At 50.4% G+C, this 16,732-nt stretch carries 12 protein-coding genes and 1 pseudogene; 5 read left to right on the top strand and 8 right to left on the bottom strand.

All coding sequences use genetic code 11. From position 1 onward, the window contains the following. Nucleotides 1-12: 12 nt before the first annotated feature. Nucleotides 13-924 carry a diacylglycerol/lipid kinase family protein gene (locus tag ACO1NT_RS02180; RefSeq protein ID WP_449046758.1) on the bottom strand — a complete coding sequence of 304 codons (912 nt, stop codon included), beginning with the start codon at nt 922-924 and terminating at the stop codon, nt 13-15. Between the two features lie 138 nt (nt 925-1,062). On the opposite strand from ACO1NT_RS02180, the gene metK reads away from it, so the two are divergent. Continuing rightward, on the top strand, nt 1,063-2,316 hold the full coding sequence (metK, locus tag ACO1NT_RS02185) for a methionine adenosyltransferase (RefSeq protein WP_449046759.1): 1,254 nt from the start codon (nt 1,063-1,065) through the stop codon (nt 2,314-2,316). Here the strand turns inward: metK and fabD are convergent. The 6 genes from fabD to ACO1NT_RS02215 all read right to left on the bottom strand — a co-directional run bounded on the left by fabD (nt 2,311) and on the right by ACO1NT_RS02215 (nt 11,443). Next, nucleotides 2,311-3,195 carry an ACP S-malonyltransferase gene (gene fabD / locus ACO1NT_RS02190; protein ID WP_449046760.1) on the bottom strand — a complete coding sequence of 295 codons (885 nt, stop codon included), beginning with the start codon at nt 3,193-3,195 and terminating at the stop codon, nt 2,311-2,313. The two genes, metK and fabD, sit on opposite strands and share 6 nt — an antisense overlap. 88 nt (nt 3,196-3,283) lie before the next feature. Further along, entirely contained in the window at nt 3,284-5,320 is a 2,037-nt protein-coding gene (locus ACO1NT_RS02195; RefSeq protein WP_449046761.1) for a DUF5722 domain-containing protein, read from the bottom strand. Nucleotides 5,321-5,531: 211 nt separating this feature from the next. Beyond that, the gene (locus ACO1NT_RS02200; RefSeq protein ID WP_449046762.1) at nt 5,532-6,443 is read right to left on the bottom strand and encodes an alpha/beta hydrolase; all 912 of its coding nucleotides are present in this window, start codon (nt 6,441-6,443) and stop codon (nt 5,532-5,534) included. 66 nt (nt 6,444-6,509) lie between these two features. Further along, nucleotides 6,510-7,736, bottom strand: a complete 1,227-nt coding sequence (locus tag ACO1NT_RS02205) for a M16 family metallopeptidase (protein WP_449046770.1) — start codon at nt 7,734-7,736, stop codon at nt 6,510-6,512. Between the two features lie 28 nt (nt 7,737-7,764). After that, nucleotides 7,765-10,644 (bottom strand): outer membrane beta-barrel protein, encoded by a 2,880-nt coding sequence (locus ACO1NT_RS02210; RefSeq protein WP_449046763.1) that lies wholly within the window; start codon nt 10,642-10,644, stop codon nt 7,765-7,767. Nucleotides 10,645-10,669: 25 nt separating this feature from the next. Then, the gene (locus ACO1NT_RS02215; protein ID WP_449046764.1) at nt 10,670-11,443 is read right to left on the bottom strand and encodes a hypothetical protein; all 774 of its coding nucleotides are present in this window, start codon (nt 11,441-11,443) and stop codon (nt 10,670-10,672) included. A 229-nt stretch (nt 11,444-11,672) separates the two neighbouring features. On the opposite strand from ACO1NT_RS02215, the gene ACO1NT_RS02220 reads away from it, so the two are divergent. After that, the gene (locus tag ACO1NT_RS02220) at nt 11,673-12,272 is read left to right on the top strand and encodes a ribonuclease HII (RefSeq protein ID WP_449046765.1); all 600 of its coding nucleotides are present in this window, start codon (nt 11,673-11,675) and stop codon (nt 12,270-12,272) included. Between the two features lie 21 nt (nt 12,273-12,293). On the opposite strand, the gene ACO1NT_RS02225 is transcribed toward ACO1NT_RS02220, so the two are convergent. Then, entirely contained in the window at nt 12,294-13,010 is a 717-nt protein-coding gene (locus tag ACO1NT_RS02225) for a FadR/GntR family transcriptional regulator (RefSeq protein ID WP_449046766.1), read from the bottom strand. A gap of 115 nt (nt 13,011-13,125) precedes the next feature. Between ACO1NT_RS02225 and ACO1NT_RS02230 the strand changes: the two genes are divergently transcribed. The 3 genes and pseudogenes from ACO1NT_RS02230 to ACO1NT_RS02240 form a co-directional block, all read left to right on the top strand. Then, nucleotides 13,126-15,414 (top strand): SusC/RagA family TonB-linked outer membrane protein, encoded by a 2,289-nt coding sequence (locus ACO1NT_RS02230; RefSeq protein WP_449046767.1) that lies wholly within the window; start codon nt 13,126-13,128, stop codon nt 15,412-15,414. A 16-nt stretch (nt 15,415-15,430) separates the two neighbouring features. Beyond that, complete coding sequence (locus tag ACO1NT_RS02235; protein WP_449046768.1) at nt 15,431-16,123, top strand: dihydrodipicolinate synthase family protein; 693 nt, start codon at nt 15,431-15,433, stop codon at nt 16,121-16,123. A gap of 17 nt (nt 16,124-16,140) precedes the next feature. Next, nucleotides 16,141-16,732, top strand: a pseudogene (locus ACO1NT_RS02240) (hypothetical protein); the annotation flags it as partial.

A 16,732-nucleotide genomic window follows, 5' to 3' on the forward strand; every position in this document is an offset into this window, starting at 1 on the left:
GGATTGGCCATTTCAACAAAGTATCCGCAAGGTAGCAGGCCTTACTTCAATATCCAACACGGCTCCCATTTCCTTTGGTTCCCCGTCTACGTGCACCGCGTCTGCTGCCTCCCGTTCGATACGGATATGTTTGCCAGGGACGATTTCGACATACTCCGATTGATTGGCTGTTTTATTAAATAGGTGATAAACCATCATGGGTATTGTATATAGTGGGAACTTATGGATGATACATACGTCCAATAAACCATCGGTTACGGAAGCCTGGGGTGCTACGTAGGCATTGTTGCCATATTGTGGTGAATTAGCCACGCTGACCATGAATGCTTCCCGTTCCAAAATCCGCCCATCGATATCCAATACGTATCGTTTTGGTTTATAGGTGCTTATTTCACTGATTACGGCTTTCATATAGCCGATCGCCCCGCGAATATTGTCGTTTGCAAACCGATCACTTACGGATGCATCAAACCCGATGCCTGCCATATTAAAGAAGGGGAGGCCGTTTATCGCACCGCTGTCGATGGTGATAAGCTCGGCCCTGTTCAGCCGTCGGATAGCCGCCCGTTCGTTCAGTGGGATACCCAGGTAAAGCGCCAGCCCATTACCCGACCCTTCAGGGATGATACCAAGGGCGGTTTCGGTCCCGTTAAGTGCCGCGGCAATTTCATTGATGGTACCGTCGCCGCCTACGGCAACTACCACATCCACCTCATCTGCCACAGCTTGAGCAGCCAGTTCGTTGGCATGGCCGGCATACTTGGTAAAGGCAAAGGCAACATTGAACAGCGTTGTATCGAGATCGGCAATCACCCGTTTCGCCACGCTTTTCTTGCTTTTCCCCCCCGAAATGGGGTTGACAACAAATAACACCCGTTGTTTTCTGGCCATTCCTTCCTTATACTCCCACAAATGTACCAGCATTATCGGAACTTCGTAACGTTGGAGGTCACAATTTATACAAACTTAACACCTTGTATATATTAACCATCCGCTATCGACTCATTTCCATTTTGAAAAACATAAAAGTATCGTAGATTTGCAGCTCAAAAATAATCGTACATGCCTTATTTATTTACCTCGGAATCCGTTTCCGAAGGACACCCCGACAAAATCGCCGACCAAATTTCCGATGCGCTCATCGACAACTTCCTTGCTTGGGACGCCGATTCGCGTGTGGCCATTGAAACCTTGGTTACCACAGGGCAGGTTGTCCTAGCTGGCGAGGTCAAGTCGAAAATATACCTCGATGTCCCCAAAATTACCCGTTCCGTCATTGAACACATCGGGTATACGAAATCCGAGTACATGTTTGAGGCCAATTCATGTGGTATCCTTTCTGCCATCCATGAGCAGTCACCAGACATTAACCAGGGCGTGGACCGTAAAGAGAAACAGGAGCAAGGGGCGGGAGACCAAGGGATTATGTTCGGCTATGCCAATAACGAGACCGAGAACTTCATGCCTTTGGCACTCGATCTCTCCCATCGGTTGTTATATGAACTGGCCGCCCTACGGCGTGAAAACAGGGAAATCACTTACCTGCGCCCAGACTCCAAGGCGCAAGTAACGTTGGAGTACGATGACAACCATAAGCCTGTCCGTATCGACGCCATCGTGGTATCCACGCAACACGACGACTTCGATGGCGAAGCTGCGATGCTCGAAAAGATCAAATCCGACATCGTCCACCTCCTCATACCCCGAGTGAAGGCTCAATTGAAGCCCGAACTCCAACAGCTATTCACGGACGACATCACATACCACATCAACCCAACGGGTAAATTTGTCATCGGTGGCCCACATGGTGATACGGGATTGACCGGACGGAAAATCATTGTGGACACGTATGGTGGAAAAGGCGGCCACGGAGGGGGTGCTTTTTCGGGCAAGGACCCATCTAAGGTGGACCGGTCGGCGGCCTATGCCACCCGGCACATCGCCAAAAACCTCGTTGCCGCTGGGGTGGCAGACGAATTACTGGTACAGATTTCTTACGCCATCGGCGTAAAAAACCCGATAGGTATTTATGTCAATACCTACGGCACTTCCAAGGTAGGCTTGTCTGATGGCGAAATTGCCGAAAAAATCCATGAGCTATTCGACATGACACCATACGGTATCGAAACGCGTCTCAAGCTTCGCAATCCGATCTATTCGGAAACTGCGGCTTATGGCCACATGGGGCGCGAGCCGCGTACGGTGACCAAGACGTTCGAGAATAGTAATGGTGAAACCACCACGGCAGTGGTTGAGTTATTTACTTGGGAAAAGCTCGACTACGTCGACAAAATCAAAACAGCATTCGGCCTATAGTGCGGCCGCTGCTGTTTCTGCTTGGCGATCGACCTTCTTGACCAATCCTTGCAACACGTTACCTGGCCCCACCTCGGTAAATAAGTGGGCGCCATATTCAATCATATGCAAGATGGTTTGCGTCCATCGTACCGGCCCCGTGAGTTGCTCAATGAGGTTATGTTTTATGGCATCGGGATCGGTATATGCCTTGGCGTCCACATTCTGGTAAATCGGGCATATGGGTTCGCTCAATTGAACGGCTTCAATTGCGTCTTGCAACTCCACTTTGGCAGCTTCCATCAATGGCGAGTGGAACGCACCGCCCACGTTGAGCTTCAATGCCCGCCTCGCCCCTGCTTCGAGCAACAGTTCGCAGGCCTTGTCCACGCCCGCTACCGACCCTGAGATGACCAACTGACCTGGGCAGTTATAATTTGCCGGAACGACCACCTCGCTTACGCGCTGGCATACGTCCTCTACGGTAAAGTCGTCGAGTCCCAAGATAGCGGCCATGGCAGATGGCTGTATTTCGGTCGCTTTTTGCATGGCGTTGGCTCTCGTGGCCACCAATCGCAAACCATCCTCATAACCCAATGCCCCCGCAGACACTAGTGCCGAGAATTCGCCCAGCGAGTGCCCCGCCACCATATCCGGCTTAAACTTCTTTCCCAATGCCTTGGCCAAGATGACCGAATGCAAGAAAATAGCTGGCTGCGTTACCTTGGTCTGTTTCAGTTCCTCATCGGTACCACCAAACATCACATCCGTAATGCGGAAGCCAAGGATTTCATTGGCCTGCTCAAATAAAAATTTCGTTTCCTCATTATGGTCGTACAGGTCTTTGCCCATCCCAACAAATTGTGCCCCCTGGCCGGGGAAAAGATATGCTTTCTTCATGTTGTTTCTGTTGTCTATCCGTCTGGCCAACGCCTCGGGTCAGCGGCAAAGATAGGTGAATCTAAGGAAATAGGCGTAACCCTTGTGGTTATAATCCCAAATCGTTGAGGACTTCATCCCAACTACCGATGCCGATAATGGCCTTATAAGGCTCAAAGACCTCATCTTCCTTGTCGGTTCCTGCCGCTTGGTACGCATACCAAACCGGCTTCCTGCCTCCTGGGTCCTGTTCGTCATCCGGAAAGCGACGTAAACCGATGCGCAAGCCAAATTCCCCCCGGTTATCGATCCAATTGTGCCACTGGATCGCATCGATACCATCCAAGTATTTGAATTTCTTCCATGCGTAAGCAAATCCCGCTGCCTGCTCCATCAGGTCTTGCGTACCATAGGAGCGAGAATTGGTGCCGTTCTCGGAAAGCCAAAGTGTCCTCTTGATGGATTGTTTATATTTATGGTCGGTCTTCTTTATCCACGCATCAAGCACCTCCAGGTTCTTAAATGTCACCAGCGGAGACCCCATGCTGAACGTAGCCGCTTTATCATTCCATGTTTTGGGCTCATTGAGGTCCTGGGGATAGGGATGGCATGCGAGCCCCCACTTAAAATCACCTTCGACACGTGAATAATCCAATAAACCACCCAATAAGTCCAACGTCGCATAGTCGCCACCAGGGGCGGGCTCTGTCCAAGAATGGGTAAATGACCCCAACACCTCGGCGTTTGCATCGTAGTTCCGTGCGATGGTATAGCACATGCGCATCGATTTATAATATGCGTCGAGGAAAACATGCATCGGGCGACCCAAACCCATATTCGTCCAAACAGTACCCACATCTACCTCATTATGCATAATCCATTTATGGATCCTTCCATAACGATTACCTGGCCGGCTGTATCGATCCGCAAGGAAATCAAGCATCGCAGCATACAGGTTCACACTTTCCGGCTGATCCATCCTAGGCATGGTGAAAAATGCGTCTCCTCCCGAAAATTGGGGGTGCTGCAACAGTTGACCTACCCTAGGGTCTGCGGCCTCACTGGCTTTCTGTACCAGGATAATGGCCGATACGACGATATCTTTACTTGCCGCCGTTTGCAAGGTCTTGTCCAGATTTTCAACTTGTGCCGCACTCACGTAATAGGTCTTACCACCATATTCATGCGCGAATGTATTGGCCCGTGCGTCCAGATACATGAGGCTGGTAACCGGTATGTTGACCGTTATGCTCGAAATAGACAAGTCATCCAAATCTTCGATAAAACCGCGGTTATAAGCATAGCCGCCCAAGCCTTTCCGGCCTCTTAATGGTTGTGGAAGCATGGTGCGTTCTGGCTGAATCCTATCAGGGAAATGGGCGTGCGACCGGATATCCGGGCTTCCTTGCTGCGTGTTGACAATGACCCATTTGGATAGTGCACGATCGTAGTTAAAGCCGTCCCTTTCCACATAGCGATCTACCTCAACCGCGAAGGCGCCACCGGATATGTCTATACCATTTTCGAAAACCGACATTTCGGTAAGTTCGTCGTAAGGCGTTATTTCTGCCAAAAACATCGGCGCTGTCGTCGTTAATGTCCCTTCTACCCGAATCTTATCCGCGGTAACATCCACCAACGTGACCTGGTCGGGATAATCTTTTCGGAGATATTCGGCAATCCGTCCGTCCCATTCCTGGTCATTTTTACGGAATTCCTCACGTTCTCGTGCCAGCTGTTCTTCCTCCGTGTTCCGTACACGGAGCTTAATATTCCTGATATTGAATTCGACGCCCGGGTCATTACCCAAATCGACGCGCAGAAAATGCCCTATCCCTCCCCAAGCAAATTCCTCGATTTTATCGCCTAGATCAATCGAGTATGTTGTCCAATCCGCCGAAGCACCTACCACACCTGTTTTGAAAGAGCGGTCTTCCGAAACCGGGGCGCCCAGGAAAACCTGCATATGGCTAAGTGTTGTCGACGATCGATATTCAAACGTGAACACGATATGATCAGAAGCATTTGCCTGTTTCAATGGAGCCAGGTAAATATATGGGTCGGCTCCCGTTGTTGTAATTTGATATTGATTGGCCCCATCTGAATGGATATCAAGGTCATGGGCCGAAGTTAAATCGAATTTCAAGTATTCACTAGCAGTGATTACGGGCGGGCTATTTACTTTATTTTCTTTGCAAGAGGCACAAAACACGGACATCATGCCTACCAGGCATAGAAACAGCGGCTTATTCAGCATGGGTGTACACGGTAAATTTGTTCAACATTGGCTACTAACGTTGCTACCAAAGTTATTCATTTAGTGCATGCGGGGCAACCTGTGCCATACTGGTCAGCCGTTATTTCAGACCGAGTTGATCCATCCAGTATATACACCGGCCAAACCACTCGTCAAACGACGGCGCGGTAAGAAACCCGTGTTCTCCCTTGGCATAAATATGCATCGCGGCGGCAATGTGGTGTTGCCGTAAGCCCCGATAAAAATAAAGGCTGTTTTCAACAGATACCACCTCATCTGCTCCCGAATGCACCAGGAAAGTGGGTGGGGTCAACGAATCTACATGCAACTCATTGGAGAAATTAAAGAGCTGTCTATCACTCGGCTGGTTGCCCAGCAAATTCGTACGGGACCCCGTATGGCCCACAGCATCCATAAAACTGATCACCGGATTGACCAGGAGCATGAAATCAGGGCGTAAGCTCGTACCCGCCGGATTGTCAATGTAGGTGTCGGCATGATGCGTGCCGGCGGTCGCCGCCAGGTGGCCTCCGGCCGAAAACCCCATAACTCCGATTCGATGGGGGTCGATATGCCACTCGGGTGCACGTTCGCGGACCGTTTTGATGGCCTGTTGCAGATCTTGTAGGGGACCAATGCTCCGGTCTATCATGATGCGGTCGTTGGGCAGCCTGTAATGCAAAACAATCGCCGTTACTCCCCGTTTGTTGAATGCCCTTGCTACGTCGCTCCCCTCGCGTTTGGTGAGCAAGGTGTGGTAGCCACCCCCCGGACAAATGATAACGGCGGTACCCGTTGCATGGTCTTCAGGCGCCAAGTACAATCCGAGGCTCGGCTCAGAAATATCGAAGGCCAAACTATCTACCACGGCGTTCGGCTCATGGCGTTCCAGATTTTCTGCTTCTTTTGCGTTGGGTACACCGTTTGGGTAGAGCGGCAATCGTTGTTGGGCACAGGCAAAAAGGGAGGCCGCCAATAGCCCAACTCCGGTAATCAGTGCTTTATATGTCATATTAATTGGTTTCTTATCTTCGAATTAAATTTTTCCAATCAACTTTGGACCCAATGCCTGCCGGTATTAATCCGGCACGAAGCTCAGCGTGGATAGGCGCCCCTCATCCAGCAGCTCATTGGCGATATGCAACAATTGATCAGCACTCACCGCATCTATCTGGCCAAACAATGCTGCCAGGGTTTGCACGTGTCCGTAGTCCTGCAGATTCTTGGCCATGGAGATAATCAAGCTTAACCGATTCTCCTCCGCCAACGCAATTTGACCCTTGAATTTCTGTTTTGCCTGATAAAGCTGCATCACACCAAGCGTGCGCTCTCTCAACTTCTTAAGCTCTTTCAAGATGAGACGACGGGCCTTTGCAGCTTTCTCGTCGTCTGTACCAAAATAGATATAAAACAAACCGGTGTCCGAATAAGGTGTGTAGTTGGATTCGACCGTGTACGCGATGCCGTGTTTCTCGCGCACTACCAGATTGAGGCGAGAACTCATTCCCATGCCCCCCAGCAGGTTATTAAGTAACAGTAACCCTACTTTATTCTCGTCGTGTACACTATAGGCCTTCGTGCCCATCACGTAATGCACTTGGTTGATGGGCTTTCGATAGCTGCTTTGCCTCGTACCGGAGGCCGGTGGCCCGGAACGGTTCTTTTGGTTGTTATTTTCAGGTAATACTCCCAGAATCCTTTCCCCTAGCTGGCGGACTTTCTTTACCGTGTAATTGCCACTGATGCCGATGACAATTTCGTTTGTATTGTAAGCTTGCTGGATGAAATGGTTGATATTGGCTTTGGTTAGTGCCTGTAAATCGGTTGCTGTTCCTAGGATGTTGTGTCCCAGTCCATGTCCCTCAAATACCAAATCTTCAAAGTCGTCCATAATCGCATCCTCCGGACTATCAAGGTAGGAGGCCATTTCATCCAAAATCACTCCTTTTTCCTTTTCCATTTCGTCTTCGGGGAAAACCGAGTGGAAAAAAAGGTCTTCGAAAAGATCCAATGTACGTTCAAGATAGGGCGAGAGGAAGGAGGCGTGGATGCAGGTATATTCCTTGGTGGTATAGGCATTCAAATCGCCGCCTACGGCTTCCAACCGATTGATTATCTGATTGGTATTCCGTTTTTCCGTCCGCTTAAACAACAGGTGTTCAATAAAGTGGGCTAACCCATACTGGCCCGGCTGTTCGTCGCGCGCACCGGCATTTACCAATATACAGGCATGCGACACAGGCGATGCCACATGATGCAGTACAATCCGGATACCGTTGGGTAATTGAATAAGCTCGCATTCCATTGCTGCGCAAGATAGCGAAAAAATAGTATCATTCGCCACCACGTGGGGGGCCGCCCCGCCTACCTGGCCCTCCCGGCCCGCCGGGTCCATCAAATCCCATTTGCCCGCCCGCAAAATTGGAAAAGCGGTAAGACAATGTGAGCAGGAAATAACGGGCCAAACGGTTGGTACGGCTATCGACGATCATGTCTTCGGTGACACTCCGCGACAGGCTGGTCTGCTCGTTCAGCAAGTCATACGCCTGAAAACGGACGGCGCCGTTGCGACCTTTCAGAAACTGCTTCTCGATATACGTGTTGATAATCATAGGATTTGCATCCACCGAACTGTTGTATCCACTGTTACTTGTTTTCGCCAAATCAGCACCGAATATCCAAGTGGGGGCTAAGTTGACTGAACCGTCCAGGGTCACCGCCCATGTAGACACATTTCGATTATTTCCGGAGGATGTCGTATTGTGTGTGGTATTATATGTATAACGCACACCCGGCGTGATGTCAATGGTTTCGGTCGGGTTGTAACGGAAACCGAGCCGTTGGGAGAGCACCCAGTTTTTAGCAATATTCTGGGTGGTGTTCAACACCGGGGCACCCCCACGGTTTTCTTCGGCGGTGGTGAAAGAAACGTTATTGTTAAAGGATAAGGAGCCGCCGAACGAAAGGGTGTATGTACGTTCGGCGAATGGTTTTGAGAAATTATAGTAACCCCGCGCGTTGTAGAACCCTTCGGTATTCAGGTACTCGGTTGCCCGAACCATCCCTAACGAATCGTCGAGATAGGTGGTGCGATTGGTTACTATTTTATCTTCGGAAATCGATCCGCTAGCACCGACAAAGAAAGAGGTGCCTTCCCCGATGTTGAAGTTGCGATAATTGATGCGTAGCTCGTGTGAAAACTCCGCTGCTAAATCGGGATTGCCGGTTACCGGGGCGTTCACATTTGAATAATCAGTGAACGGTTGCAATTGGGTGAAACTAGGTTCATTGGCCCTACCCGTATAGTTGACACTGAACCGTTTGGTTCGCGATACCTGATACTCCAACCTCGCTACCGGCATCCAATTAAAGCCATTGCGGTTGATTTCGATGACCTGTCCGTCAATATCGCCACCTCCGCGCAATAAATTGGGTTGTGCCGCAACACCCAGTGAATAGTTCCATTTATCATTTCTGTACCTATAGGTCAAAGAGCCACGATGGGTATAAAAGGTATAGTCATAGGTCCGGTTATTATTATATGCTGGGTTATCGATGACAACCCCATCCAAGTCGTATGCATTGGCACTTCGGCTGTTATCGTACGATGCGAAATTGAAATCATAGCTTAGTTCAAGTGTACTAAATTGCCCCAGGGGTTCGATGTATGACATGGTGGCTCCGCCGTTCAGGTTTTTGTTCTGCAAATCCACCAAGTGCTGTTGGTACACACTATCAAGGTCTTCGATGGCCGTTTCGTATACAAGCGTTTGGAGTATCCGCTCTTGATCCTGTTCCGTACTGGCCGTATTCAGGGAGAAATTAAAAAAGACGTTCCGTCCGCTGTCGTCCAATCGTCTATTGTATAGTCCGCTTGCCCCATAATTGGGTGCATACGATTTATTTTGTTGATGGTTGGTCAGTTCATTGATCAGCTGTTGGCCAAGGGTATTGCTGCTCAATGTGAGGTTATCCGAACGGTTATGTCGGATACTGAAATTAGGTGAGAATTTAAGATAATTCTTATCGTCTGGCTTATACTCCACATTCCAGCTGAACCGATGGTCGTTACCTATGCTACCATTATCCATGTTACTTGTTTCATACGTTGTTTGCTCCTGTAGCATCTGCTCTTTGAACTCGTCACTCAATGTCGTGTTGTCGGTATGACCAAAACTGTATTCGCCATACATCGTCAACTTATCACTGAAATCCTGCCGGTAATTTATACCGATGGATTGCGTATTGGTGAGGCCATTCGATCCACCCCAGCCACCACCGCCGAAACCGCGCCCGAAGCTACCCCCTCCCCGCCCTCTGCGGGCACCGCCGCTGCGGATATTGAAATCGAAAAGGCTGGCATTGACATTATTTAAGTTTCCGAGCATAGAAAGTTGCATTCCTTCTTTGAATTTGCCGTACGATCCGGTTACCTGATACCTTTCTTCACTGCCGCCTCCCACGCGGAAGTTCCCAAAATCGCCGGTATTGCGATCGGGCGCAATCTCGAGATTCAGTACCCGCTCCGGATCGCCCGATCGGTTACCGGTAATGTTGGCCATATCGCCGTAATCATCCACAATCTGGATTTTCTCTACGATCTCTGCCGGTAGGTTTTGGATGGCCGCTTTGATATCTCCCCCGAAAAAATCCTTTCCATTAATCCGCGCCCGTGTTACGGATTCACCTTGGGCCGTCACGTTGCCATCTTTATCTACCTCCACTCCTTCCAATTTTTTGAGGGCGTCTTCCACCAATGCCCCTTCCCGGAGTTTGAGGTTCTTCGTAGCATACTCCAGCGTATCTTCTTTGACGGTGATTGCAGCAGCCCCCGTAACAGATACCTCAGCAAGCATGTGGCTGGCTTCACGCAGGGTCAGCGATACCTTCAATTCCTGCTCCCCCTGTTCGAAAGTATGCCGCTGCTGTAGCGTATCAAACCCAAGACTGGTGACAGTAAGCACAAAACTGTTCCCTTTTATATGGTTGAATGAAAAGATTCCACCGGTTCCTGAGCTGGTCTGTACCGAATCCACGCTAGATACGAGTTTGATCGATGCCCCAACGATGTCCCCGCCGTTCTGGTCACGAAGTGTACCCATCACGCGCTTATTGGCTTGCCCGAAACCTGCGGATACAACGGCCAATAAAAAAGCGATTAGCAAACCTACATGGCGCATTTGCTTAATCGCTGGTTGATTGAAAATGTTCATTCGATATACTAACAAATTAAGTGTCTCACTCTTTAGCCAGCGGCGCTTTCACCCATACCCCGGGTTCTTCGCGCGGCCTCGATGGCATTTGTTGTCCATAGCCATATGGATAGCCGTAACCATAGCCATACGGGTAGCCGTAGCCGCGGCGCATGGTGCGGACGGATGTGCCGCTACCGGGAATCATCACTCCATTGATTTTGATATTGAAAGCGAACTCGTCACCGTCACCGACGGAAACCCCTAGGCGTACCAACGGAACCACCATTTCCACGCATAGTGCATCCGCGGTATCGAGTGTAGCCTTGGCGTGGATGCCATATGTGTTCTCCAGCGAAATCTGCCCATCGAGTACATCGTCAAATCGCATCACGTGGATGGCCCGTATGGCCGCCAGCGCCCCTTTGCGCATATCATCAGGACGGTCGTCGTTATCGGCAGACATGATGGAGCGGAAAGCCAGCCGATCGGCCACTGGAAAGTAGACCGTGGGACCTTCTCTCTTTTTTCCACGGGTATTGACCATAAAGGCAAGACCTTGGGCAAAAATCTGCATTTGCCGATCTTTATCCTGGACGCGCATGGCTACATATACATTTTCTGCATCGTTTTTAATTTGGTAGTGGAACTGCTGGGTAACGTGCTCATACCGCAATGAGTCGCCCCAGTCGTCCAATTGACCATCGACAACAACGCCCATGGCCCAATCCAACGACTGCTGGATGTTGCCTTTGTTGCGTTGCGAAAACACAGGGTTCGCGACAACCAACATCAATATGGTGCAAATTACTATCGCCATCTGTGTTGCTATAATGCTGGGTTTTGACATTTCCTTCATGATCAAGTTTAATTGTATAAGAATTATTACAAGTGGGATTTTAAACGCTTTTGCGGTTCAACCACAAATGTATATGTTTCGGCCGGAATAAATGGTTCCCCCCACGATGGAATGTAAAAAACGCTACCGGCTTGCATATAAAATTCAACTTATCTAAGTTTGCCTTATTATAACGGAGGCTATTAATACGATGCTACTTTCCAGATACCAAGATAGGCTAGTAGAGGCTGGTTGCGATGAAGCGGGGCGGGGCTGCCTTGCGGGCCCCGTGTTTGCGGCAGCCGTTATTTTTGCTGACGATTTCCGTCATGATATACTGAATGACTCCAAGCAACTATCTGCCGCACAGCGTGGTGCCTTGCGCAGGATGGTCGAGGCCGAAGCCCTCGCCTTTGCGGTAGCGAGTGTAAGTCCGCAGGAAATCGACCGCATCAACATACACAATGCTTCCTATCTGGCCATGCACCGGGCGTTGGATAAACTGCTACTGAAGGCAGAGTTTATCCTGGTAGATGGAAACCGGTTTATCCCTTATCAACAGGTTCCGCATTGCTGCGTGGTGAAGGGGGATGGCAAGTATCTCTCCATCGCAGCTGCATCTATACTGGCAAAAACCTACCGCGATGAATACATGGAGAACCTCGCAGTGGAGTTTCCCGAATACGGTTGGTGCCAGAACAAAGGCTATCCAACCATACAACACCGTAATGCCATCGTTGAGCATGGTTTCACCGATCACCATCGACGGACATTCCGGGTAACGGATCCGCAATTGAAGCTCTTTTCATGACGGCTCCCCCCCTGCTGCAATTTAAGCATCATGCAATATACGCATGAAATGATTGTTGAGATGTTTTCTTATGGCTATCCGGTAGGCATCGGCATCTCTTTTCTTCAACACCTCCACCAGTTCCTTATGGGATATGAAATCGCCCTCAATAATCGGTTTCTCCAAAAATCCACTTTGGTGAACATACTGGAAAATGGGGAATAGCATTTTCTGCAATTCCAAAAGCATCTTATTCTTGGATATTTCGTAAAGCTTCCCATGGAATTTTATTTCATCGTCTACTTGCCATGGATACGCCGTATCGCCAGAAACGATTGTCGAAGCTATCTCTTCGAGGGTCTTTAAATCGTCATCCGTGATTTTGTTGACAATAAAATCAGCCATACCCACTTCCAAGGCCAGCCGCATTTCAAACAGGTCTCGGAGCGTAGCGTGGTCAAGAATCGAGGGGTGGAACACTTTCCGCAGTGGGCGAAGCAAATCGGGATTGGTCAGAACGGCGCCTTTATGTTTCTTGGATTCAATCAATCCGATCGACTTCAATCGCAGCAAAGCTTCCCTGACGACCGTCCGGCTCACGCCCAGCTGCCGGGTGAGGTCCAGTTCCTTGGGGAGGGTTTCCCCCACTTTCAGGTTGCTTTCTTGTATGAACCGCACAATCCGCTCCTCAACCCGATCAACTAAACTCGAGGTGTCGACTCCATCCAGCCTTTCAAATGTTATATCCTGGTTATCCATAATGCATTTTTTTCGGGGTTCTGTGGCAATATTATCAAAAATATTTGGAATTGTAAAGCATTATGTCATACATTTTTGTTATTATTATGTCTAACATAATCCAAATTTATAAACTATGAAGAAGATGGTTTACATCAATTGCCTGAGAAGTTCCTTGCTACTTCTTTTCAGCTTCTTGCAAATCGCGGCATTTGCCCAAACAGTTGTTACAGGTCGTGTAACAGGAGAGAATGACACGCCTCTCGATGGCGTAAGTGTTGTCAACACGACCCAGCAGACCGCCACGTCCAGTAGCGCCCAGGGCGGATTTTCGATTGACGCACGTATTGGCGATATACTGTTATTCCGCTATGTAGGTTACGCTCCGCACGAGCATACGGTAACTCGCTTATCGGACGTTGCCATCCACCTTGCTGTCGAAGAAAACACACTTGATGAAGTGGTGGTTATGGGCTATGGTACGATAAAGCGCACCAAAGTAACCGCTTCGGTTTCCACGCTAGACAAGAAGGTGCTGGAAACCGGTATGCGGGCCAATCCCGCCCAGGCATTGTCCGGTACCATCCCGGGGGTCCGGGTATCAACGGGGTCCGGTCGTCCGGGGGCTATGCCCAGTATCATACTGCGCGGTGGAACGCATTGGGACGGCTCGGGCAGTCCATTGATCTTGGTCGATGGTCAGGTCCGTGGCAGCCTGTCGGACATCAATCCCGAAGAAATCGAACGGATCGACGTGCAGAAAGATGCGGCCGCAACGGCCATTTACGGGGCCCGGGCCAGTAACGGCGTAATCCTGATAACGACCAAAACCGGTAAGGCAGGAACTTCCTCATTGGATTTCAAAGCCAATCGCGGCATCAACTACCTCAATGTGCCGTACGACTTCCTCAGTGCTGGAGATTACGTCAAATGGAACAGACTGGGCGCCGCTCAAGCCATTATCGCCGGTACCCTCCCCAATACCACGCTGGGAAGCCCCGGTCCGCGCGGAACAGGCAATGCCTATTTCGGCGCCGATGGGGTTACACCGCTTGACGGCAACTATGCGAACCAAGCCCGTTGGAGCCTGATGCGCCTGACTGACCAGAATCGGTTTCTATTGGACGAAGGGTGGCAAACCATGAAAGATGTCATTCCAACCAATTCCGCGGGCAATTACGACCCGAATGGCGAATACTACGACCTTATCTACGAAGCCTTCAGCTACCGCGATATCGCCTTCAATCGTACATCGCCTTCACAAGATTACAACCTATCCTTCTCGGGCGGCAACGATCGCGGTTCGTATTACGCCAACGCCGGCGTCTATGATGAGCAGGGCCTGTCGCTAAAAACTTTTTACCGCCGTTATAACTTTGCGGTAAACGCCGACTATAAAATAAAAGACTGGCTGAAGTCCGATTCGCGCCTCAATTTCCTCCGTGCCAACTGGCGCGACCAAACCCTTTTCAACGGCGAGTCGAATTATTGGGGACGCATGATTTCTGCCCCGCCAACGCTCAGAAGTAAAAGCCCGGTTACGGGCGACTGGATTCTGGGGCGCGATGCCAGCGACGGCAACCCTTTGGTCAACCTCGATAAATACATCCGCCGCAATCAGTCGGATAAGTTTACGCTGAACCAAGCGCTTACGGTCAACTTCCTTCCCGAGCTCTCCCTGCGGTTGAATGGCATCCTGTTTTATGAGGAAGCGTACTATGAATCGTTCAATAAGGATTTCAGAACCGGGTTCTTGAGCGATACCAATCCAGATGCGGGGTGGAACAGGCAACGGGCTAGTTCGGCGAGCTTTTGGCGCGACATCCACCAAACCTACAATGCGGTGCTGAATTACGACAAGCAGTTTGGGCTGCACCACGTCAATGCCCTGGCAGGCGCGGAGTTCTACGACTCCTATTACCGTTCATTGGGTGCTTCGGGAGCATTGGCCCCCACTGACGACTTCATGGCCCTGGGACTCACCACCAACACGTCCGACAACCCCACGCGCGGCGCCTCATCGTCGCACACCAACGATCGCATCCAATCTCAGTTTGCCCGGGCGAACTACGACTTTGACGACAAATACCTGGCGTCAGTCACATTCCGGCGCGATGGCGTCTCCCGATTGAGCGCAGATAGCAGGTGGGGATTATTCCCCGCAGCCTCCGTGGGGTGGGTCGCCTCCAATGAAGCATTCCTGCAAGACGGGGCTCCTTGGTTGAACTTTCTGAAAATCAGGGCTAGTTGGGGCAAAAACGGTAACATCGGCATCGGCACCAACAATGCCATCGGTGTATACGAAGTTCAGGGTGCCTATGGCGTACAAGGCATGTACGACCAAATACGTGGCTTCTTGTTCTCGCAGCCCATCCTACCCGCTTTGACGTGGGAAAAAACGAATACTACCGAAGTGTGCGGATGATCGCTTTGCCCTGATTATGTTCCTTGGCGGCACCAACATCAATGAGTGCAAGGAATTGGCACAACTGGCAGAGGCCGAAGGTGTGGATGCAATCTCCTTTACATCGCCCTTTTACTTCAAGCCAGCCAATGTGAAGCAGCTGGCCAAGTGCTGTGCCGAGGTTGCTTCCGCAGCCCCCAACACCGCGTTCTACTATTACCATATCCCCGTTCTCACCGGAGGTCATTTCGCTATGATCGACCTGCTGAAAGAAGTAGATGAGTCGGTACCGACATTCCGCGGCATCAAATATACCCATGAAGACTTCATGGACTTTCTTTCGTGCATGAATTTCAAAAACGGCAAATACGACCTGTTGTGGGGGCGCGATGAAAACATGCTTTCTTCCTTGGTTCTGGGTTGCAAAGGCGCGGTAGGAAGCACGTACAACTATGCGGCGCCGTTATACCACGACCTCATCGATGCATATCACCGGGGCCATTTCGAGAAAGCAGTTTCCCTGCAACAACAATCGATCGATATGATTACGTTGCTCGGGAAATACGGCGGTATTGCCACCGGCAAAGCGTACATGAAACTGGTTGATCTGGACTGCGGAGCATTCCGGTTGCCTGTCAACAACATGGACGGTGCCGCATTCGCCGCATTTCGAAAAGAAGTGGAAGAACTTGGCTTCGATCATTTCAAGTCGATTGCCCCGTCCCATTAAAAAAAGTCAACAAAGGCATGCACAAGGAAACCTATAGGAGATGGATGATATTGATGGCCTTACCGCTGGCCTATTCATGCCAATCGCCCACAGATCAACGGGGTTGGTCTGTGGCTTTTGCATTGCCGGATGACTCCACTGGCCAAACACACCTTGGACTTGCCGGGCCCGTGGTAGGCGTGCATGGCGATGTATTGTTGATTGGGGGCGGCGCCAACTTCCCCGACGGTCCGCCGTGGCGGGGCAACAAGAAGGCGTACAGTAAGGCCCTCTATGCCTATCAACAGGATACGGAGCAGGTACGGTTAATAGATACCACCCAACTACCGTTCGAATGGGCCTACGGCGCCAATTGCAGCACCGCTCAGGGTATTGCCATTGCCGGAGGAGAAAATGCCTCCGGCTTGTTGAACAAGGCCATGCTGATTACGTGGGATAAGGAAAAAGAAACTCCGGTATTTACATCCTTACCGGATTTGCCCATGGCGGTGACCAATGCATCGATGGCCGTATTAGACCACGTACTCTACCTGGCAGGGGGCGAAACGGCCGACTCGGTTTCCGGTGCTTTGCTGGGTCTGGACCTACGGTATCCCGGCAGCGGGTGGC

This window comes from Parapedobacter sp. (assembly GCF_053550995.1).